The following is a 21,902-nucleotide window of genomic DNA, read 5'->3' as shown; positions in this document are numbered from 1 at the left end:
CCTCACTGCGCGGTCAGACTGCCATATAGCCGCTTGGCGTTTAGCATCCACGGCACATTCCAGTCAGCTTCGCCCCAGAATGCGAGGAGCCGTTCGAGCGTGGTGACTGCATCCTGCTGGCGCCCGTCGGCTTGATAGGCCTGGGCTAACAGATACAATCCGCGCAGGTATTCGCCGGAAATCCACTCGATTTCGGCCTCGCGGCGGTTGGCTTCCAGTTCGCGGACGGCATCGTCGATTTGTCCGGCCAGCAGATACGCTTCGCCGAGGTAGATGCGGGCATCGGTCGAGTCTCGCCGCAGCCGTCGCCCTTCGAGGAACTCCTGGATCGCGACTTGATAGCGTCCGGACAAGACGGCCTCGTGTGCGGCGATCGTGTGAGTGGCCGATTGCAGGAAGAAGTCTTCGAACCGGCCGGTCCATTTGGCGTTGAGCGAATCGACCAGGAACTGCGCACGCTCCTTGTTACCGCGAATCGCCTGCATGTATGCCTCAAAATAGAGCCCGGACGGATTGATGGTGTCGAACTCGGCGGTCGCCTGCGCATAGCGAACCGCCTCGTCAAGGTGGTCGGCGTCAAAGTACAGACTGGCGATGCTGTTGTGCGTGACCGCACGCTGATTCCTCAACTCGGCGGAGTCACAAAGGGCGTCGGACCATTTGTAGTACTTCAGCGCTTCGTCAAAGCGTCCCCAGGCCTTGTGGATCGAAGCGATGTTGCGCAGCGCGACGACGCGCGTGAATGGATTGTCCTGCTTCAGCATCCGCTCACTCCAGGCGATGGCCGAATCAGGGCGTCCCTGAAGCATGTGAATGCGCGCCATTTCACGGTATCCGTCGCGGCTGTCGGGCGCGACCGTCACCGTCTGCATGTAGTAGACACGCGCTGAGTCGAGGTTGCCTTTTTTTCGCCAGATGTCGCCGAGCAACTCATACGGCAATGCGTCCTCCGGACGCACCTGGCGAAAGTGTTCCGCCACACGACGCGCCTCGGAATAACGCTGCTGTTCGATCAGGGCCACGGTTTCCGTCAACAGCGCGAAGGGATAGTCGGGGTCCAGGGCGAGCGCCTTTTGCGAGTAGTGGATGGCCGAGTCGAACTGGTTTTCTCCCAGTGAGAAATTGGCCACCCAGAAGGGCGCCTCTTTCTGGGTCGGAAACTCGACGGTCGCCTGCTTCAACGTTTTCATCGCCGCTTTCATGTCCAGATTGCCGCACCATTCGACGACCATCGCCTTAAAAATAAGCCGGTCACACCCGGTGGTCCGCTCCATGTGGTGCCGGGCCTGCGCCATCGTCTGAAATCCCCTTGCCTGCTGCCCATCGGAGAAGTAGGCGACCCCCTTGCGCAGGTAGGCGAGCGCGAATCCCGAGTCGCGTGCCAGCGCGCGATCGAACTCCTCGTGCGCCTCCTGCCACTCCAGGGCGTGGTAGTGATCCATGCCGCTGACATAGGCGCGGTACGCCTCAGGGTCGCTCGTGGTCGCCTCGGCGACGGGCATGTCACCCGCTGCCGCTTCAACGTCGGTGAGACCCAGTCGACGTTTGATGCGGATCGAGAGGTTGTCGATCATCGCAAAGACATCGTCGCCGTCGACTCTTTCCGACCCGAGCACGTCTCCGGACTCGCAATCGACGATCTGGGCCGTGATGATCGTGCGTCCTCCCAGCCGTGACAGCGAACCGGTCAGCATGCGATCGGCACCGGCGCGGCGCGCCACACGCAGGTCGGTCGCGCGATCGGCGGCGGCGCGCTCGGGCGATTCTTTGCGCATCAGATCAAAGAGCAATTGGCTGGAAACGACGGTGACGTAGGATGAACCGGACAGATCGGTCGTCAGCAGTTCGGCGATGATATCGCCCAGGCGATCGGGATCATCGGCTTCGCTTAAGTTCTCGAATCGCATGACGGCGACGGTGCTCAGACTCGCCTGCGCCGTCTCGGTCTGCGGCGAGATGACTGCCGGTATCAGCCCCAGAGCGGCCCCGGCCAATCCAATGAGGATGGCGGTCACACCCGCGACCGCCCAGCCGATCCGTGTACGACGCGCCGCTTTGAAGGCGGCAATGTTGCCCGATGACAATCGGGAAATCTCCAGCGACTGCGCGGACAGACGCAATGCGGACTCGATTTCCGACCCGTCCGCGAACCGTCCGCGAGGATCCTTCACCAATGCTCGTTCGACGATGGCGGCCAGTTCGGGTGGGACATCAGGATTACGATCCCGTAGCGGCTGGGGATTCTCGTGTACGATGGAATACAGTGCCGCGGCGGCATGTTCCGCCGCAAACGGCCGCTCCCTGGCCAACATCTCGTAGAGGATGACTCCGAGTGAGAAAACATCGGAACGGCTGTCGACGGCCATTCCCTGCGCCTGCTCCGGGGACATGTAGCCCACCGTGCCGACTGTGCTCCCCTCGGTGGTGATCCCCGAGGACTCCTTCAGGCGCGCGAGCCCAAAGTCGGCCAGCCGCAGACGGCGGTCGTTGCCGATGATGACGTTGGCGGGTTTGACATCGCGGTGGACGATGCCCTGTGCGTGGGCCGCGGCCAATGCGGCGGCCAACTGCACACCGTAGCGCACCGCGTCTTCGAGCGTGACGCCCGCGTCGATTGTCTCGCGCAGCGTCATGCCTTCGACATACGACATCGCGATGAACGGCCGACCGTCGCACTCGTCGATCTCGTAAATCGTCATGATGTTCGGGTGATCCAGCGACGACGCCGATGTGGCTTCGATCTCCAAACGACGACGGCGTTCGGGATCGTCGGCGAATTCACGTGGCAGGAATTTCAGCGCAACTTTGCGTCTCAGCTTGGCATCGGTGGCCAGATAGACCTCGCCCATCCCGCCAGCGCCGAGCCGTTCGGTAATCTCGTAGTGCTTAATTGTCTGTCCGACGAGGCTTTTCTCTGGCATCGATCGCCTTGTTCTGATGGCCCCCGACTATCGCTTGCCGGCCCAATCACCTTACCGACGTCCGGTTTGTCAAGAACCCGGTCGCCAGCGTGCAATGGCTGTCCCATGATACGAGGAACAACCGCGTGGGTGTTCCCTTTTCATCGCGAGCGGCTCACAGTACATTGGGTGACCTTCAGGTCCGCGTAGGTCTGCCGGGGCCGAATCGGAGGTGGCGATGGGAACGGGACCGGTGACCAACTACAATCTCGAAGTCGAGAATCTCTCAAAATCCTATGGCCGCCGGGTCATCTGCCACGACATCAATCTGACCGCGGCGCCGGGCGAGCTGGTTGCGGTCGTCGGGCCAAACGGATCGGGAAAATCGACATTCCTGAGAATAATTGCGGGATTGACGCGTCCCGACAGCGGCTCAGTATCGCACCGTTACGCGGGGCAGGTTTTGTCGTCGAATCGTCTCCACAAATCGGTCGGCATGGTCTCCGCGGATCTGGCTCTCTACGATGAACTCACCGCGTTGGAAAACCTGAGGTTGGCGGCTCGACTCAGTCGAATGCACCAGGATTACAAGCAGTTGGGCGATGCACTCGCTGAGTTCGGATTGGCGGGGCGAGGCGACGAACGTGTCGCCACCTACTCATCGGGAATGAAGCAACGTCTCAAGTTGTGCGTGGCACTCCTGAAGCGACCCTCCCTGTTGCTCCTCGATGAGCCGACCACTGGTCTCGATCCGGAGGGAGTCGAGCTCGTGTGGCGCCAGGCGCTGGCGAGCGGGGCTGCGATCCTGTTTGCCACCAACGACGTCGCGGAGGCCCGCCGTGCCTCACGGCGTGTGCGCATGGGTCCGGTTGGCGGCTGGGAAACCGATGATTGAGTTTTTGGCGATCTTCCAGAAGGATCTGCGGTCGGAGTGCAGGACCCGCTATGCGCTCAACGGGCTATTGCTTTTTGCGCTGGCGACGATGGCGGCTTTGTCGTTTGCGTCGGGCGGCATCGGACTGACTCCGATGTGGGCGGCTGTGTTTGTGTGGATTATCACGATGTTTTCGGCGCTGTCATCGTTGGCCCATGCGTTTGTCAAAGAATCGGAGACTAAGACAGAGACGTTTTTGAAGCTGACCGCCTCGGCCGATGCCGTTTTCTTCGGCAAGTGGGCATTTAACATGGTTCTGGTGATCGGTCTGCAGGTGATTTTGTCGCTGCTCTCGCCCCTCCTGCTTGGGCTGACGGTTGACGATTGGATAGTCTGGTCGGTCACAATGGCTCTCGGTGGCGTCGGCCTGGTCTCAATCGTGACACTGCTGGGCGCCGTGGTTGCCGCCGCAAACGTTCGTGGGGCGCTCTTTTCAGTTCTGGCGCTGCCGCTGCTTCTCCCCTTGTTGATTGTAGCGATCCGTGCGACCGAATTTGCGCTCGGCGGTGACCCCGGCTCGTCGGTCGGCGACTCGTTGATGGTGCTGGGGGCTTACGCGGTCGTGACCACGACGGCTGGATGGCTGTTGTTTCCGTTCGTATGGCGAGGATGAAGCTGTCAAATCCGGCATATGTTGACAGAGATCATCCGGTTTTTAGAGTATAATTGTGACACCGGGCGACCGGGCGTCGTGACATGACGGGATAATGACCTCATGATGGATTTGATTCGCGCAGGCGCGATCGTGCTGATCACGGCGGTGGTCGTGCTGGCGTTTACGATGCCGCCGCCGCTGGCTTCCATGCAATCGGGCAAGGAGGCTTCACGTATCTTCTTCTTCCACGTCCCGATGGCACAAATGTCGTTTGTCGCGTTCATCGTGGCCGCCGTTTACGGAGTCTCATACCTGCGTACGCGTCGGGTGTCTCACGACCATCGGGCGGCGACCTCGGCAGAACTGGGACTGACCTTCTCCATCGTCGCCAGTATCACCGGTGCCTTGTGGGCGCGGCAGGCATGGGGCGCCTATTGGAACTGGGATCCGCGTCAGTTGTTTCTCTTTGTGATGATCCTCATCTACGGGGCGTTTTTTGCCCTCAGACAGGCCACGGGTGATGTCGAAGTCCGACGCCGTCTGTCCGCAGTCTATCTGATCATGGCCGGAGCCATCTCACCGTTCTTGTATTTCGTGCTCCCCCGGCTTTATACCTCTTTGCACGGTGATGCCAATCAAGTGGTCCTCTCGGCCGGCAGTTCCAACATGTCCGGAGCCGTGGGAGCGGTTTTTGCCAGTTCAATAATCGGATTTGCATTACTCTACGTATGGCTGCTTGATCTTGGAACAGCCGCGGCGAGGGTGGGCGATACAGTTGGAGCGGCAACCGATGAATGACACAATGTCCGCGATGGTGGCAGTCCTGGTGACATGGACAGGCGTCGTTTGGTATCTTCTGCGCGTCGACCGTCGTATCAACAGACGAAAGGACTCGGAATGAACAAGCGTTACGTTGTCGGTCTCTCCATCATCGCGGTTTGCGGCGCAGTTGCCGCGGTGGCCTTTCGCGGGTCGGTGACGCCGTACGTCAGCATCGCCCAAGCCAAGGGGTTGGATCGATCGTGCCAGGTCATGGGAGAGATCGACAAGGACCAAGTGCGGTACGACCACGCCAACGGGACATTGCACTTTTCCATCGTCGATGAAGAGGGGCACATGATGCCGGTGGCGTACCAGGGTGTCACGCCGGGGAACTTCGATCAGGCCAAAGATGTCGTCTGTCGCGGCCGATTTGAGCACGGGACTTTTGTCGCCGAACAGCTCCTTGTCAAATGCCCGTCCAAATACCAGGGCTTAGAAGAGGCCGAGGAGGAGAATCCGCACGCCTCACCCGCCGTCTCAGACTCTGTGTAGCCGCCTTCCTGCTGTTGTACCGCTCCGTCTTAGCGCGTCCTGACGGCGCGTCCCGGTGTCGGGTCCCGACCGTAATCAGCCGATAAAGATCAGGGGTGTCCTCCGCGTGGGACACCGTTATCGGCATGCCACAACCGCTACAGCCAGTCGCCCCGGTCCCTTTCACGGGCACAGACATGCAATCGGCGCGCAGCCGTGTTCTGTTCGTCTGCGGCGACTCGCCGGCGGGCGTGCGGATGTCCGAGATACTGCAGGCCGACGGGCACACGCTCTTGCGATCCGGGAATCCGGCCGCCGCATTGCAAACCGTCCAACAAGCTGATTGTCCCATCGATGTCGTGCTGATCGATTCGGAGTCCGCCCGCTCCCGGCTGGAGGGATTGATTGAGAACCTGCGCAATCTCGACGCCTGGCTGCCGCTGATCGTCGTTTCATCGGCGGATGACACCGAGGCAGTCATGAATACGGTCGGGCTGCACATCTACGATTGTCTCCTCAAACCGATCAATGCAAACAATCTGCGCTCGGTAATCCGGCGCGCGACGCAGCAGCGACGTCTATATGCGACCCAGCTCGAACTGACGGTACAGTTGACGAGTGCCAACGACGGGCTCCGTCGCCGCGTCGCCGAGCTCAATGCCATCCACGAAGTATCACAGACCTTGTCGAGCACGGCCGAGCTTCCGGAACTGCTCGAGTCGATTCTCAGACGGGCAACGGCCGTTGTCGGGGCCGGGTACGGGTCGATTTTGTTGCTGGACCGCGAACGCGACGTGCTGACGGTCGAGGCGGCAACCGGCGCCTATGCAACGCGCTTCCCGCAGGTCGAGATACCGCTGGGATCGTCGGTGGCCGGGCTGGTGGCCGCCAGCGGCGAGCCGATCCTTGTCGAAGACGTCGAAACGGACGAACGATTCGGGCACAAGAACCGGCCGCAATTCGAGACCAAGTCGCTCATCGCGGCGCCGTTGAAGACGCCCAACTCAACGCTCGGCGTCATCTGTCTTTCCGATCGGCTGAATCGAACCGCATTCTGCCCCGATGATTTGCGATTGCTGGCAACGCTGGCGTCGCAAGTCGCTATCGCCATCGACGACGCCCGTCATTATCAGGAGTTGCGACAGCGACTCAACGAAGTCTCGGCGATCCACTTGCTCGCCGAACGGCTGTCGCGTGTCGAACGCACCGGACAGATGGTGATGGCCGTCTTCGCCGCATTCGATGACCTCTTGTTGTCGGATTGCCTGCAGTGGTGGCGTTGGGATCAGGCCGAGCAGATCCTGCGGCTGGATACCGACACGTTGCATCCGGCGGGAGAGTATGCGTCGGTCCCGATGTCCGAGGCGCTGGAGCCGAATACCGTAAACGATCACGAAACTTGCGAGGGCGCAGTGGCGCGGGCACTCGCACAGGCCGAATGGAAGCCGGAGGCCGGGGCATTGCTGACCGTCCCCGTGCGATCGGCCGACCAGCCGTTGGGCGTCTTTGCGATCATCCGCCATAATGACCGGCCCTTCACGGAAGAAGAACGTCGCCTGGCCGAGCTGGTCGGCGCACAGGCCGAGCGCATATTCGAGCGGCAGCGTGCGCTCCTGAACGCGTCGCGCCTGGTCACGATGGGCAACATGATCTCGGAGATCTCACACGATTTGCGCCGGCCGCTGACCAGCATCCGCGGCAGTCTGCAGGTGCTCATGCAGCAGTTTCCGACCAACCCGAAGGCGCGCGAAATACTCGCCGACACCGAGCGCGAGATCGTGCGGCTGGCGGGACTGGTCACGGAATTGGTCGACTTCTCCAATCCGCGTCGCTACCGCACGCATCGTCGTGATCCGCGCCCCATCATCCTGCGCGCGATCGATCTGGCGGAGTCGTCGGCACGGCGCAACCGGATCGAGATTCGACCTGACATCCCCTCCACGCTGCCCTCGATATTCTGCGACGACAATAAACTGACCGAAGCGCTCCTCAACGTGCTGATGAACGCGGTCGATGCGATGTCCGACGGCGGCACGCTCACGGTTCTCGCCTATACGGAACCGGGATACAACGGCGGCACCGACCAGGTCGTCATCGCCATCGCCGACACGGGGCCGGGACTCTCGCAACGCGAGCTCGATCGCATCTTCGAACGTTACTATTCCACCAAAGAGAGCGGGACCGGGCTGGGGCTGCCGATCGTGCAACGGATCGTCAATGCCTTCGACGGACAGATCAGTGTCGCCAGCACGCCGGGGCAGGGAACGACGTTTACGATTCGCTTCCCGGTTCGCTGACGATCCCCAGAATCGCGGGCGGCTGCGGCCGATTGCAGAATCTGGTACAGATCGTACACGCGGCAGCCGATAATCCAAATGATGCAGAAGAATTCAACCCTCCCAAGAGGACCTTCGGCCATGCCCGGCGGACCCGCCGAGGGTGCGGTGGACGAGAATCGCCGCAAGATTCTGGTCATCGACGATGACCCGAAGGTCCGTTGGATTCTCTCCGAGCAGTTGTCCGACCGTTACGAGATTCTCGAAGCGAACGACGGCTACGAGGGCATCCAGATGGCCTCGCAGCGGCATCCCGACCTGATCCTGCTGGATGTCCGGATGCCCGGTCTGTCGGGGCTGGATGTTCTCGAACGGCTGCGTTCGGCCAAGGAATCTCTGCCCGTCATCATGCTCTCCGGGCACGGGGAATCGGATACGGTCGCCGCGGCGATCCAGCTTGGGGCCATGGAGTTTATCAGCAAGCCGTTCGACTCGCAGGAAGTGGCCATCCATCTGGAGAAGGCATTCGAGCGCGTCGCAATCATCGATGAAAACGCGCGTCTGAAGCTACGGCTGCAAAACCGATTCGAGAATCTCGTCGGCGACTCACCGGTGATTCAAAGAGTCAAAGAAACGCTCGACGAGATCGCCGACAGCGATCTGACGGTGCTCATTCGCGGCGAGAGCGGCACCGGCAAGGAAGTCGTCGCCCGCATGATCCATACTGCGTCCGCGCGATCCGACCGCGAGTTCACCAAGGTCAACTGTGCAGCGATTCCTCGTGATTTGCTCGAAGCCGAGTTGTTCGGCTACGAGCGCGGCGCCTTCACCGGCGCGCACAAGACCAAACCGGGGCGCTTTGAGACCGCCGACAAAAGCACGATGTTTCTCGATGAGATCGGCGACATGCCGTTAGAATTGCAGCCGAAGCTTTTGCAGGTGCTTGAGCAGCAGGAATTCGTCCGCGTCGGCGGACTGACCACGATCAAAGTCGATGTTCGCATCGTCTGCGCCACCAACCGCGACCTGGAAGACGCCATCGCCGAGCGCGCCATGCGCGAGGATTTGTACTACCGCCTCAACGAGGTCACGGTTACGCTGCCGCCGCTGCGGGAGCGTGTCGAAGACATTCCGCTGCTGATGCAGTTCTTTCTCGATAAGTACAACGGTGTTTACAATCGGTCGCTGCCGGGTCTGTCGGCGACAACGATGCGCAAGCTGATGGAATACGCGTGGCCCGGAAACGTCCGCCAATTGGAAAACTTGATCAAACAGGTTGTCGTCCGCAGCGACGAGTCGATCATCGAAGAACTGCTGACCAGCGCGGCGCGCGGGCCGCGGACTCAGGCGGCGGCGCGAAACTTCAATCCCACCGGGCCGCAGGAGGACTTCGGGTACTCGTTGAAAAAGCGCGTCTCCGCCGCCGTGGAACGAGAGGAACGCGGGCTGATTGCCGAGGTGCTGAGGAAGGTGAACTGGAATCGCCGTAAAGCGGCGGAGATACTGGAAATCAGCTACCGTTCACTGCTGTACAAGATTAAAGACTACGATCTGTCCCACACCGAACTGTGATTCGTCTTCCGGCGTTTCCTGCCGAAGGGCATCAGCGAATGATCTGCCCGAAGCGGTTCCATCGCACTCTCTCGATGAAGTGAACGCTGTTGTACAGCAGCGCACCCGCCAGCGATGCCGGGTTGCTCCACGTCCACTCCGGCGCGTCCTCGTCCTGGGACCAGGACCAGTGGATGACCATCGCCTGTCCCTGAATCAGATCGCGCGGCACCGCCAGCCAGAAGCGTGAGTCAAATGAGTTGTCGCGGTTGTCCCCCATCATGAAGAAGCTGTTTTCGGGAACCGTATAGGGGCCGAAGTTGTCGCGCGGGCTGCGCCCCGCCGGTTCGATCTGTTCGCCGCTGGTGTACTTTCCCTCCGGGGGCAAGGGCACATAGTCGCCGTCGACATAGAGACGTTTGTTGCGAACTTCGACGGTTTGTCCCCCGGTCGCGATGCAGCGCTTGATATAGTTGACCGAGGGGTCGCGCGGAAACTTGAAGATCACAACGTCGCCGGGCTTCGGATCACGCAACGCCGGGAGTCGGATGTCCAGGAGGGGTATCCGGGATCCATACACGAATTTGTTGGCGAGCAGAAAGTCGCCGACCAGAAGCGTGTCTTCCATCGAACCGGACGGGATCTTGTACGCCTCCACGATCGATGTCTTGATCACAATCGCCAGAACCAGGGCGATACCCAACGATTTGGTGTACTCCCAGACCGTACGACCGAAGCCGTGGCGTTCGGGGGTTTTGGGGCGGGGCGGATTCTGACTCGTCGTCGATGTCATGGTCGGCAATCTCCGATTGTTCACTCAGCATCTGTGTACGGCGGAAGACCTTATAGGTTCCGGCCGGGGACTTCGTTTCCGCTACCCCGTGAGCAGCCGCAGAATATCGTGATACGTCACTGTGACAATCAGCAGTAGCAACAGCGCGAATCCGACCTGTTGCGCGATCGCCCGCTGCCGGATGGTCAGCGGTCGTCCGCGCAGCTTCTCCATCGCCAGAAACACCAAATGGCCACCGTCGAGGATCGGGATCGGCAGCACATTGAGTATCGCCAGATTGACCGAGAGAATCGCCATGAAATTCAGCAGCATGTCGAATCCCTCGCGCGCGGCGGTGCCGGCGAAGCGCACGATGCCCACGGGCCCCGACACCATCTTGATCGAGACATCGCCGGAAAACAGTCCGCCCAGAAATCCGAACATGGTCGCGGTGACCGTAATCGATTGTTTGGTCCCCTCGACAATCGACGCCAAGACACCGACCGGTTCGTAGGTGTACCCCAGCCCGACACCGATTCGTCCCACAATGACGCTGTCGGCACCGGCGGAATCGCGCAACGTATCGGTCTTGGGCGTGATCATGGCCGAATACAGTTCTCCGTCGCGTCGCCAGAGCAACTCAAGACTCTGCCCGGCTCTCGTTTGCACCCGAGACGCCATCTCTTCAAACGTCGCGACGGTCTCATGATCCACGGCGAGGATCACATCGCCGTTGCGCAAACCGATGCTGTCGGCCGGGCTGCCTTCCAGCACCGGGCCGATGAGAACGTGTTCGGTGTCCAGCGTGGGACGTCCCCAAAACATTAACACCAGCGAAAACGCCAGGATGGCAGCGATGAAGTTCATCAGCGGTCCGGCGACAATGACGGCCGCGCGCGCGCCGATGCTCTTGGACATGAACTCGCGCGGATCGCCGGTCGACTCGCCATCCTCCGGATTCTCACCGGCCATCTTGACGTACCCGCCCAATGGCAACCACGAGATGCAGTACTCGGTTTCGCCGATGGTAATCCCAACCATCTTCGGCGGAAATCCCAGCGAGAAGCGCTCGACCTTGATACCCGCCCACTTGGCCACAAGAAAGTGACCCAGTTCGTGGACGAAGACGAGGACTCCGAGCACAAAGATGGCGGCCAATGCCGTGGTCAAGTATGCGCTCCCATGCCAGTCATTAACGAAGTTCGGTGATCCGGGTTTCACGCGATGCGCGTGGCTTCGGCTGTTCAATTCGTGACGTCACATATTGCCGTGCCCAGCGATCGGCATTTTCCAAAGCATCAATGTCGATCGTGCCGGGGACTCGATGCGCATCCAAGGCATCCGAGACGAACTCCGTGATTTGTGGAAACCGAACCGTCCCATTCAGGAACGCCCCGACCGCGACCTCGTCGGCGGCATTGAGCACGGCGCCTCCGGTCCCCCCCATGGCGTGCGCCCGCCGTGCCAGTGCGAGAGCAGGAAAACGCTCCGCATCGGGTTGCTCAAAGTCCAGCCGCGCCGTCGTCAGCGGATCGAAAATCGGAGGCCGCGCCGTCGGCTCCGGTCGCTCCGGATAGAACAGTGCGTAGGCGATGGGAACGGTCATGTCGGGTGCGCCAAGCTGCGCCATGGTGGAGCCGTCATGAAACTCCACCAGAGAATGTACAATCGACTGCGGATGAATGACAACATCGATGCGATCCGGATCGATGCCGAAGAGCCAGGCCGCCTCGATGATCTCAAATCCCTTGTTCATCAGCGTCGCCGAATCGATGGTGATGCGCGGACCCATGCGCCATGTGGGATGCGCCAACGCCTCCTGTGGCGTGATTGTGTCGAAGGCGCCTGCGGGACGTTGTCGAAACGGCCCGCCGGACGCGGTCAGGATAATGCGTGCGACCTCGTCGGTTCTGCCCACCCGCAGGCACTGATGGATCGCGGAATGTTCTGAGTCGATGGGAATGATCGGCACCCGATGCTCTTGAGCCAGCGGCATCACGACCGGACCCGCTGCAACAACCGATTCCTTATTGGCGAGAGCAACGGTCTTACCGGCAGTAATCGCAGCGAGCGTCGGACGGACACCGGCGAAACCGACGACGCTGATGACAGTCGTTCGGGCAGAGACGTGGGCAGCGACCGAGCAGACTCCCTCATCTCCGCTGAGGACGACGATGTCCGTGTGCGCGAGTGCATCGCGCAGCCGCCGGCAGCCGGCCTCGTCGCGGATGGCCACGATCTCGGGTCGAAACGCCAGCGCCTGCTCGATGAGCTTCTCGACATTCGTTCCGGCTGTCAGACCGACGACCCGCAGGCGGCCACGGTATCGCCGGACAACCTCCAGCGTGCTTCGGCCGATGGATCCGGTCGACCCGACAATGCAGATGTTCAATGGATCACTCATCTGATCCGTACAACGGCGATCGCGAGACGCTCCCCAATGATAAGACACAACGGGCGGGCTGTTTTGGCAACCAGCCCGCCCGCATAAACCGTCGGTGCAGCAATACTCACTCTGATGGAGCCGCCGCTGCGACCACTTCCACTTTGGTCATGACGACCGGGGTCACCGGGCGCTCGTTGTTGACGGGGACCTTTTCGATCTTGTGCACCACGTCCAACCCCTCAACCACTTTGCCGAAGACCGTGTATTGGTTATCCAGCGACGTCAGCCGTCCCAGGCAAATGAAGAATTGCGAACCGGCGGAATTCGGATCGGGAGCGCGCGCCATCGAGAGGACCCCGTCCTCATGGAGATTGCTGTTGAACTCGGCGGGCACATTGTAGCCCGGACCGCCAGTGCCATTGCCGACCGGGTCGCCGCCCTGAATCACGTAATTCGGCACGATGCGGTGGAAGGTCAGCGAGTCGTAGAAGCCCTTGTTGGTCAGGTAGACGAAGCTCTGGCAATGCTTTGGGGCGACATCGGGCCACAATTCCAGCACGACCGTGCCCATTGAGGTCTCCATGCGGATGCGCGGCTTTTCGCCGCTGGCAAACTTGACATCGGCGTACGGCGCGCTGGGATCGGCGGCCTCGGTCATTGGCGTCTCCTCTGTCATGGTCGTGTCCGGAGACTCAGCGGCCCCCTGGTCAGTTGCGCCTTCCATCTCGGCTTCTTTGGCTTCCTGCACCGCCTCAGACACCGTCGTGTCCTGCGCCTCGTCTTGGGCGGAAGCCGCCGCCGTATCAGCCGTCTTCGGCGTCGTATCCGTTATCTTCGCCGCCGTGTCTGAGATTCTCCCGGCGGTGTCGCTCATCTGTGCTGACGTCGCGGCCGTTGTCGGTGCTTCGGACGGGGCCGACTTCATCGTGGTGTCCTTTGCGGTGTCGGATTGCGATGCGGCCGTCGTCGTAAACCCAACGATCAGACCCAACACCAAGAAGACTCTCAACCTACGCATCTTTTGCCTCCATTTAATCTGTCCAGAGTTCTGCGGAATAAACCCGGCGCCCTACCGGCAGGCAAGGTCTAAAGTCCCGGTCCGCCCCCCAAAAGGGGACCTACGACCGATCTGTGTGTGATACACCGACTAAGCCCGAACGTGCCACGCATTTGGCAGATGATTTGGACAGGTTTCAGCGTGCAAAAGGCCCAATTTGACAGCGCCGGACCAACGGAATCGTAGATTGTGTGGCGACTGCCCCGATGGGGTGCTAAATTGGCCCCCCGCTGGGCGGTCGGTGCCCGTTCCTCAAGCGGGAGTTTCAGACAGCCGAGCAAATAATCTTGGGGGGAGACAGAACCCGCATTTCACCCGGAAAGGGAGCGTTGTGCCATGTCAGTCGATGGGTCCGGAGTCTTGATGGAGCCCGGCGTCGCCAAGAGTATGCCGACAACGGGCGGAGCAGGCAAACCAACGCAGGGTCAGGCCGGTCGGAGGGATACCAGCGTGTCCAACTACGTCAACGAGCTGATGCAGCAGGTCAAAGCCAAGAATCCCGCCGAACCGGAATTCCATCAGGCCGTTCACGAAGTCGCCGAGTCGCTGGCGCTGGTTTTTGAGAAACACCCGGAATACCGCAGAAAAAAGGTCCTCGAGCGCATCATCGAGCCGGAACGGGTTTTGCTGTTCCGCGTGCCGTGGATGGATGACAAAGGTGAAGTGCATGTCAACCGCGGTTTTCGCATCGAGATGAACAGCGCCATCGGGCCGTATAAGGGCGGCTTGCGTTTCCATCCGACCGTCAATCTGGGAATCCTGAAGTTTCTCGCCTTCGAGCAGGTCTTCAAGAACAGTCTGACCACGCTGCCGATGGGCGGCGGCAAGGGCGGCTCGGACTTCGATCCCAAAGGGAAAAGCGACAACGAAGTCATGCGCTTCTGTCAGGCGTTCATGGCCGAGCTGTTCCGTCACATCGGGCCGAATACCGACGTGCCCGCGGGCGACATCGGCGTCGGCGGACGCGAGATCGGCTTTCTGTTCGGGCAGTACAAGAAGCTCCGCAACGAATTCACCGGCGTTTTGACCGGCAAGGGGCTGGCCTGGGGCGGTTCATTGATCCGTCCGGAGGCGACCGGGTACGGCTGCACTTACTTCGCGGCCAACATGCTGGCGACCCGCAACCAGACCCTCGACGGCAAGACCTGCCTCGTGTCGGGATCGGGAAATGTCGCGCAGTATGCGGTCGAGAAAATCGCGCAGTTGGGCGGTACAATCGTGACGATGTCGGATTCCAGCGGGCACATCTACGATCCTGAGGGGATCGATGCCGAAAAGCTGCGGTTTGTCGAGGAGCTCAAGAATGTCCGTCGCGGACGAATCCAGGAGTATACCCAGAAGTACCGTTCGGCGACCTACACGCCGGTCGATCCGAAGCTCGATCACAATCCGCTGTGGGCGCACAAGGCCGACTGCGCATTCCCGTGCGCGACGCAAAACGAAATCAACGGTGCCGATGCCGACCATCTGCTGAAGAACAAGGTCTTCGTCGTCTCCGAGGGCGCGAACATGCCGAGCACGCCGGAGGCGATCACCAAGTTCGTCGAGGCCGGCATCCTCTTCGGGCCGGGCAAGGCGGCCAACGCCGGCGGCGTGGCGGTCTCCGGGCTGGAGATGAGCCAGAACTCGCTGCGATACAACTGGACACGCGAGGAAGTCGACCAGCGGCTGTTGGGCATCATGAAGAGCATCCACGACGCCTGTGTCGCCGCCTCGAATCGGTATGGCACGACGGGGAACTATGTCAACGGCGCCAACATCGCCGGATTCCTCAAAGTCGCCGACGCGATGCTGGACCAGGGTATCGTCTAACCCGCCTTGGGCGGACAAGCCTGCAACAATATCTCGCCGTAACGAAGGGGGAGGCCGAAGGGCCTCCCCTTTTTTTGATGTGCAAAAACACCGATGAGTTCCTGCCTCTGATCGAGTATGATTCGGGGCAGGTCCATATCGGACATCGGGAGTCGAGAGGCACGGATATTCCGCCACAAATGTGGCGGGCACACAACAACTCGTACACGGGCAGCCGGCCGATGGGGCAGCGGAAAGAACTCAGAAGGAACTGGGGGAGACATTGGCAAGACCGTCTGAGGAGGTAGCTGAATGGTCGCGCGAAAGCCATCGTCTCTTGGAGGTGGCACTTGTAGCTTTCGAAATCGCGCTGATGCCGCTGAAAGAGCAGCCTCCCAAGCAATACACTTTCTGGTTCGGACATGTGTGCTTCGAGTCGGACTCAGACTTCGAACGAGTAGAGCGAGAGGTGTGCGACGCTTTCTTCCTTCGGTTGAAGGGTCTTGTGGAAGCGCAAGCAAAACGTATCCCGGGAGCGGAAAAGCCGAATTGGAAATCCGCGGACGATCTATTACATAGCGTCGGCGTACAGCCCCAGGTTCTCTCCGACGAGGACAGGGATGCATTGAGTAACTTCTGTGCACTGCGCAACTGCATTGCGCATAATGACGGTCGCGTCGACGACGATCTGGCCAAAAGGATACCGGATCTGTGCGTCGGAACTGATATCTGGATGAATCAGGAGATAGTGCGGGATTGGTTCAAGCTGGTCGGTCGAATGATTGAGGCTATCGGAGAAGCGCTGACGAATCGGTGATTTGCGTGAACGCATGACAAATGAGGCTGGTCCTAGCGTACATTATGTAAACCTCCTCGTCAAGTAGACAGTTCAACTGTAGTGATTTGGGCGGCTTCGGTTTCACGCGGCAGACCAAAGAAGACGGAGAGCCTGTAGTCATCTACCGACTATTAGTGGCAAGAGCGGTTGCTAAGTGGCTGCCATGAGTGGCATACTAATTAGAAAGTAGAACCCTCAGGAAGGACCCACCCCATGAAGTACAAATTACTCATCCCGCTGGTCATTAGCTGTTTGGCAAGTTTACCGATCCGGGCATCCGCCGATGAGAGCGTAAAGGAGCTTTTACGACGGGGCGATTCTCTTTCATGCGAGAATTGGTGTCTCATCGTCACCACGGATCTGCAAATGGTAGACATCATCCAATCAACGGTCTTATCGGGGTATCTCTACATTTGGTCAGAATACGGCCCTTCGTGGTTTTCTCAAGACTATAGAAAACTCACACCCGATTCGGTATTGAACGCGATCGGGGGTATACTTGATACAATCCCAATCCATATAGGAAAATTCAGAGATGGCAGAAGATGCTCTAAGACCGTCACAAGCGAACTAGAGGGGGCGTACCTCGATCAGAAGGAAATGTTCAATCTGATTCAACGACCAAGAGGTAATCTGATTACCTTCAGTCAGGAAGTATCGCGGCTGAGATCTTCCTATGATCGCCATGTCACAGCAGTAGAGATGTATAACAAGACTGATTGAGACGTAACAGTCACAAATCAAGATCGCTCGCACCGGTGCCCCACAGTTCTGCTCTGGGAGAGATTCAATTCGCGAGTCCGGCCATCCCGCAGTAAGCTGTGGACCACCGAGCGAATCGTTCTTGTGTGCCACTGATTTTAGTCATTGGTGTCTTTCAAGGCCACTGACCATACCCCTTCGGGGCACAGGGGTCAGTGGCACATGCGTTGCTGCACTTGCGGCAGAATGGTGGGCAGAGCCCACCCTACCGTTCGACTTCGGCGAGCGACGCATCCGCAACACGAACGCGGTTTTCGGCGCGGTGGAGTGCGCCGAGCGCGCGGTCCAAATCCCAGTCGCCGTTGCCGGTGCGGGCTTCGTGGACACGATTGCGCGCGCGCTCGAGCGATTGCAGGGCGCGTTCGCGGTCGATCTGAGTCGCTTGTTCGGCAGTGTCGGCAAGGATTGTGGCGCGGTTGTCGGCGACTTCGAGGAATCCGCCGGAAATTGCCAGCAGCAGCTCGACACCTGAATCGTGACCTTCGGCACGAGTTGAAAGAGTGATCGTGATCTTGCCCGGCTGCAATGTGGTGATGAGCGGGGCATGATGCGCCATGACGCCGAGGTATCCCTCGGCGGCAGGCACGATCAGCGAGACGACGTTCTGATCGAAGATCGTCTTTTCGGGTGTCACGATGGAGAGTTGGAACTCGGTCATGTGCTAAACTCGGCGGTTACCTGTCATTCTGAGTCCCGAGCAACGCGAGGGCCGAAGAATCTGCTTTGTGTCTCAGGAGTGGGTTCCATATCGCCGGCAATTCGAAGAGCAGATGCTTCGCCTGTATCCCGCCCGAGGCGAGATACGGCTCAGCATGACACACACTGGTAGGTGTGAAACCCGGACCAACTCTTGAGGTGAATAAGGTCCGGGCCACACACTGACTTCGTCACGCCTGCGCCCGTTTCCGCGCATCCTCGAGCACCTCTTCCATCGTGCCCTTCATGTAGAACGCCTGCTCGGGGATGTCGTCGTATTTGCCGCCGATGATTTCGCCGAATGCCTTCACCGTGTCCTCGAGTTTGACATAGCGTCCTTCCTTGCCGGTAAACGCCTCGGCGACGAAGAACGGTTGCGAGAGGAATCGCTGAATTTTGCGGGCACGCGAAACAGTCAGCTTGTCCTCTTCGGACAGCTCTTCGATTCCCAGAATGGCGATGATGTCCTGCAGGTCCTTGTAGCGTTGCAGGATCAGTTGCACGCCGCGCGCGACACGATAGTGCTCGGCGCCGACGATGTTCGGGTCGAGAATGCGCGATGTCGAGTCGAGCGGATCGACCGCCGGGTACAATCCGAGTTCGGCGATTTGACGGGACAGCACGGTCGTGGCATCAAGGTGCGAAAACGTGGTCGCCGGAGCGGGGTCGGTCAGGTCGTCGGCGGGAACATAGATCGCCTGCACCGAAGTGATCGAGCCGGCCTTGGTGGATGTGATCCGTTCCTGCAACGCGCCCATCTCGGTACCGAGCGTCGGCTGGTATCCGACCGCCGAGGGCATGCGCCCCAACAACGCCGAAACCTCCGAACCCGCCTGCACGAAACGGAAGATGTTGTCGATGAAGATCAGCACGTCCTGGTGCTCTTCATCACGGAAGTATTCGGCCATCGTCAATCCGGTGAGACCGACCCGCAGACGCGCGCCGGGGGGCTCGTTCATCTGGCCAAACACCATCACGGTTTTCTTGATGACACCCGACTCGGTCATTTCCAAATAGAGGTCGTTGCCCTCGCGAGTGCGTTCGCCGACACCGCAAAAGACCGAATACCCGCCGTGCTCGGTGGCGATGTTGCGGATCAATTCCTGAATGATGACGGTCTTGCCGACACCGGCGCCGCCGAATAGTCCGACTTTGCCGCCCTTGGGATATGGCTCGAGCAAGTCGATGACTTTGATTCCGGTTTCGAAGATCTCGGTCTCAGTCGCCTGATCGGCGAAGGTCGGCGAGGGACGATGGATCGGATGGCGCTGGACGCCATTGTCCATGTCGCCCTTGCCGTCAATCGGATGGCCCAGCAGATTGAAGACCCGTCCCAGGCAGATGGTCCCCACCGGAACGGTAATCGGGCCGCCGGTGTCGAGCGCGGGCATGCCGCGCACGAGACCATCGGTGGAAGCGAGCGCGATGCAACGGACGACATTGTCGCCGATGTGCGCGGCCACCTCGACAGTCAGCTTGGTCCCGGATTCTTTCTTTTCGATCGTGATCGCGTTGAGAATGTTCGGCAGACGGTCGGAGTCGAACTCACAGTCGACCGTCGGCCCGATCACCTGAACGACTTTGCCCCAGTTTTGGTCGGCCATTGCCTGTCCTTAGCGCGATGAGATAGTTTAACGGACGATTCGATTATCTGAGCGCCTCGGCGCCGCCGACGATGTCGAGCAGTTCCTTGGTAATGGCGGCCTGCCGGGCTTTGTTGTACTGCAACGTCAACGTATCGATCATATCCCCTGCCGCACTGGTCGCGGCGCCCATGGCCATCATGCGCGCCGCGTGTTCGGACGCGAATGATTCGGCCAGCGCTGATTGCAGGAGAGTCGTCGCATAACGCGGCATCAGGTCGGCAAAGATCGCCGCGGGCGCGGGCTCGAAGATGTAGTCGCTGCTTTTGTCTGCGCGGCCCTCGTGCGGCTTGATCGGAAGATACTGCGACTGTGTGACAGAGCTGCGCGCCGTCGTGATGAAACGTGTATAGATCAGATGGACTTCGTCGGTCTCGCCGGAGCGGAACCGTGCGGTCAGGTCAGCGGCGATGGCGCGTACGCGCGCGAACCCGATGGTGCCGCCGAAATCGAGATGTTTCGCGGCAATCGGCCATTGGCGCTTGCGAAACCAGTCATAGCCGCGTTTGCCGATGCAAATCAGTTCGACATTCGCAGGATTGTAATCCTTCAGAAACACGAGCGCGCGACGGATCAAATATGCGTTGAACGATCCGCAGAGGCCGCGGTCCGCGGTGACCAGGATCAGAGTCGACTTCTTCACCGGCGTGCGCGCCTGAAAGAACGGATGCGGCGGCGGCTGGTCGGGCCGCACGACGGCGGCGGAGATGTTCGAGAGTATCAATTCGAGTTTGCCGCGATAGGGACGCGCCTGCTCGGCGCGCATCTGCGCCTTGCGCAGTTTCGCCGCCGAGACCATCTCCATCGCCTTGGTGATCTGCTGGGTCGATTTGACCGAGCGAATACGGCGTTTGATGTCGCGTGAAGAGGGCATGTGTCCGTTTGGTCGTCGCGATTACTCGGGCTTGAACACACCCGCGAAGCGGTCGCACGCTTTCTTCATCTCGGAGTTGATGTCGTCGGTCATCTGGCCCTTGGTCTTGATGGCGTGGCAGGTGTCGGGGTAGTCGTTGTGCATGAACGCCAAGAATTCCGTCTCGTATTTGCGTACGGAGCCGACAGGGACTTTGTCGAGGTAGCCGTTGGTTCCGGCCCAGATCGCCATCACCTGATCCTCGACCGCCATCGGGACATACTGTCCCTGCTTGAGCAGCTCGACCATGCGCGTGCCGCGCGTCAATTGCTGCTGCGTGGCGGTGTCGAGATCGGAACCGAACTGTGCGAACGCGGCCAGTTCGCGATACTGCGCCAGATCGAGCCGCAGCGAACCGGCGATCTTTTTCATGGCCTTGGTCTGCGCGTTGCCGCCGACACGGGACACGGAAATTCCGACGTTGATCGCGGGGCGAATACCGGCGTAGAATAAGTCGCCCTCGAGGAAAATCTGCCCATCGGTGATCGAGATCACGTTGGTCGGGATATACGCGGTCACGTCACCGGCCTGCGTTTCGATGATCGGCAACGCGGTCAACGAACCGCCGCCGAGTTTGTCGGAGAGCTTGGCGGCGCGTTCCAACAGGCGCGAGTGCAGATAGAAGACATCGCCGGGAAACGCCTCGCGCCCCGGCGGACGCCGCAGCAGCAATGCGAGTTGGCGGTATGCGGTGGCGTGCTTGGATAAGTCATCGTATATGCAGACCACATGGCGTCCGGAGTGCAAGAACTCCTCACCCATCGTCACACCGGCATACGGCGCGATGAATTGCAGCGGCGCCGGATCGGTCGCGGAGGCGACGACCACGGTCGTGTATTCCATGGCGCCGTGTTTCTTGAGCACTTCGACCACCTGTGCGACAGTCGAGGCCTTCTGGCCGATCGCCACGTAGATGCAGTGCAAGTCGGTGCCTTTTTGATTGATGATCGTGTCGATGGCGATGGCGGTCTTGCCGGTCTGTCGGTCGCCGATGATCAGTTCGCGCTGGCCGCGTCCGATCGGAATCATCGAATCGATCGCCTTCAGCCCGGTCTGCACCGGCTCTTTGACCGGCTGGCGGTCGATCACCGAAGGGGCATTGCCCTCGAGCGGGCGGAACTTGTCGGTGACAACGGGCCCGGCACCGTCGAGCGGCTGTCCCAGCGGATTGACCACGCGGCCGATGAGTGCATCGCCGACCGGGACCTGTGCGACTTTGCCGGTGCGACGGACGGTGTCGCCCTCTTTGATCATGCGGTCGGTGCCGAAGATGGCGCAGCCGACGTTGTCTTCCTCGAGGTTGAGGATCATCCCCATGATGTCGCCGGGGAAGACAACCAGCTCGGACATCATCGCGTCTTCGAGTCCCCAGACGCGGGCGATGCCGTCGCCGACCTGCAGCACGGTGCCAACCGACTCCATGTCGAGCTTGCTTTCGTATTTGTCGATCTCCTGCGCGATGACCGAGGAGACTTCTTCAGGTTTCAGTGCCATG

Annotated in this window: 17 protein-coding genes; 8 read left to right on the top strand and 9 right to left on the bottom strand. The window is 60.2% G+C overall.

Annotation, left to right across the window (positions count from 1 at the left end; all coding sequences use genetic code 11):
- Positions 1 to 2: 2 nt before the first annotated feature.
- Positions 3 to 2,921 (bottom strand): FlgO family outer membrane protein, encoded by a 2,919-nt coding sequence (locus VGB22_09920; GenBank protein ID HEX9751586.1) that lies wholly within the window; start codon positions 2,919 to 2,921, stop codon positions 3 to 5.
- A 217-nt stretch (positions 2,922 to 3,138) separates the two neighbouring features.
- Between VGB22_09920 and VGB22_09915 the strand changes: the two genes are divergently transcribed.
- The 6 genes from VGB22_09915 to VGB22_09890 all read left to right on the top strand — a co-directional run bounded on the left by VGB22_09915 (position 3,139) and on the right by VGB22_09890 (position 9,570).
- Positions 3,139 to 3,795, top strand: a complete 657-nt coding sequence (locus VGB22_09915) for an ABC transporter ATP-binding protein (protein HEX9751585.1) — start codon at positions 3,139 to 3,141, stop codon at positions 3,793 to 3,795.
- On the top strand, positions 3,788 to 4,447 hold the full coding sequence (locus VGB22_09910; protein ID HEX9751584.1) for a heme exporter protein CcmB: 660 nt from the start codon (positions 3,788 to 3,790) through the stop codon (positions 4,445 to 4,447). The genes VGB22_09915 and VGB22_09910 overlap by 8 nt, the downstream gene beginning before the upstream one ends.
- Before the next feature lie 102 nt (positions 4,448 to 4,549).
- Complete coding sequence (gene ccsA, locus VGB22_09905) at positions 4,550 to 5,227, top strand: cytochrome c biogenesis protein CcsA (protein ID HEX9751583.1); 678 nt, start codon at positions 4,550 to 4,552, stop codon at positions 5,225 to 5,227.
- Positions 5,228 to 5,326: 99 nt separating this feature from the next.
- Positions 5,327 to 5,743: a cytochrome c maturation protein CcmE gene (locus VGB22_09900; GenBank protein ID HEX9751582.1), complete on the top strand. Its 417-nt coding sequence runs from the start codon at positions 5,327 to 5,329 to the stop codon at positions 5,741 to 5,743.
- Between the two features lie 125 nt (positions 5,744 to 5,868).
- On the top strand, positions 5,869 to 8,019 hold the full coding sequence (locus tag VGB22_09895) for a GAF domain-containing protein (protein ID HEX9751581.1): 2,151 nt from the start codon (positions 5,869 to 5,871) through the stop codon (positions 8,017 to 8,019).
- A gap of 120 nt (positions 8,020 to 8,139) precedes the next feature.
- Positions 8,140 to 9,570: a sigma-54 dependent transcriptional regulator gene (locus tag VGB22_09890; GenBank protein HEX9751580.1), complete on the top strand. Its 1,431-nt coding sequence runs from the start codon at positions 8,140 to 8,142 to the stop codon at positions 9,568 to 9,570.
- Between the two features lie 31 nt (positions 9,571 to 9,601).
- On the opposite strand, the gene lepB is transcribed toward VGB22_09890, so the two are convergent.
- The 4 genes from lepB to VGB22_09870 form a co-directional block, all read right to left on the bottom strand.
- Entirely contained in the window at positions 9,602 to 10,342 is a 741-nt protein-coding gene (gene lepB / locus VGB22_09885; GenBank protein ID HEX9751579.1) for a signal peptidase I, read from the bottom strand.
- An 81-nt stretch (positions 10,343 to 10,423) separates the two neighbouring features.
- The gene (rseP, locus tag VGB22_09880) at positions 10,424 to 11,491 is read right to left on the bottom strand and encodes an RIP metalloprotease RseP (GenBank protein ID HEX9751578.1); all 1,068 of its coding nucleotides are present in this window, start codon (positions 11,489 to 11,491) and stop codon (positions 10,424 to 10,426) included.
- Positions 11,492 to 11,513: 22 nt separating this feature from the next.
- Positions 11,514 to 12,725: a 1-deoxy-D-xylulose-5-phosphate reductoisomerase gene (locus tag VGB22_09875; protein ID HEX9751577.1), complete on the bottom strand. Its 1,212-nt coding sequence runs from the start codon at positions 12,723 to 12,725 to the stop codon at positions 11,514 to 11,516.
- A gap of 106 nt (positions 12,726 to 12,831) precedes the next feature.
- Positions 12,832 to 13,725 (bottom strand): peptidylprolyl isomerase, encoded by an 894-nt coding sequence (locus tag VGB22_09870; protein ID HEX9751576.1) that lies wholly within the window; start codon positions 13,723 to 13,725, stop codon positions 12,832 to 12,834.
- 489 nt (positions 13,726 to 14,214) lie between these two features.
- Between VGB22_09870 and gdhA the strand changes: the two genes are divergently transcribed.
- Positions 14,215 to 15,576 (top strand): NADP-specific glutamate dehydrogenase, encoded by a 1,362-nt coding sequence (gene gdhA, locus VGB22_09865; protein HEX9751575.1) that lies wholly within the window; start codon positions 14,215 to 14,217, stop codon positions 15,574 to 15,576.
- 181 nt (positions 15,577 to 15,757) lie between these two features.
- Positions 15,758 to 16,372, top strand: a complete 615-nt coding sequence (locus VGB22_09860; protein ID HEX9751574.1) for a hypothetical protein — start codon at positions 15,758 to 15,760, stop codon at positions 16,370 to 16,372.
- 988 nt (positions 16,373 to 17,360) lie between these two features.
- Here VGB22_09860 and atpC read toward each other — a convergent pair.
- The 4 genes from atpC to atpA all read right to left on the bottom strand — a co-directional run bounded on the left by atpC (position 17,361) and on the right by atpA (position 21,901).
- A complete protein-coding gene (gene atpC / locus VGB22_09855; protein ID HEX9751573.1) occupies positions 17,361 to 17,813 on the bottom strand; it encodes an ATP synthase F1 subunit epsilon in 453 nt (150 codons plus the stop codon).
- Between the two features lie 229 nt (positions 17,814 to 18,042).
- On the bottom strand, positions 18,043 to 19,455 hold the full coding sequence (gene atpD, locus VGB22_09850; protein ID HEX9751572.1) for a F0F1 ATP synthase subunit beta: 1,413 nt from the start codon (positions 19,453 to 19,455) through the stop codon (positions 18,043 to 18,045).
- Between the two features lie 43 nt (positions 19,456 to 19,498).
- The gene (gene atpG, locus VGB22_09845; protein ID HEX9751571.1) at positions 19,499 to 20,368 is read right to left on the bottom strand and encodes an ATP synthase F1 subunit gamma; all 870 of its coding nucleotides are present in this window, start codon (positions 20,366 to 20,368) and stop codon (positions 19,499 to 19,501) included.
- 21 nt (positions 20,369 to 20,389) lie between these two features.
- On the bottom strand, positions 20,390 to 21,901 hold the full coding sequence (atpA, locus tag VGB22_09840) for a F0F1 ATP synthase subunit alpha (GenBank protein HEX9751570.1): 1,512 nt from the start codon (positions 21,899 to 21,901) through the stop codon (positions 20,390 to 20,392).
- Between the last annotated feature and the right edge of the window lies 1 nt (position 21,902).

The organism is Candidatus Zixiibacteriota bacterium (genome assembly GCA_036397555.1).
Taxonomy (GTDB): domain Bacteria; phylum Zixibacteria; class MSB-5A5; order WJJR01; family WJJR01; genus DATKYL01.
This window is presented reverse-complemented; position numbering and strand designations above follow the sequence as displayed.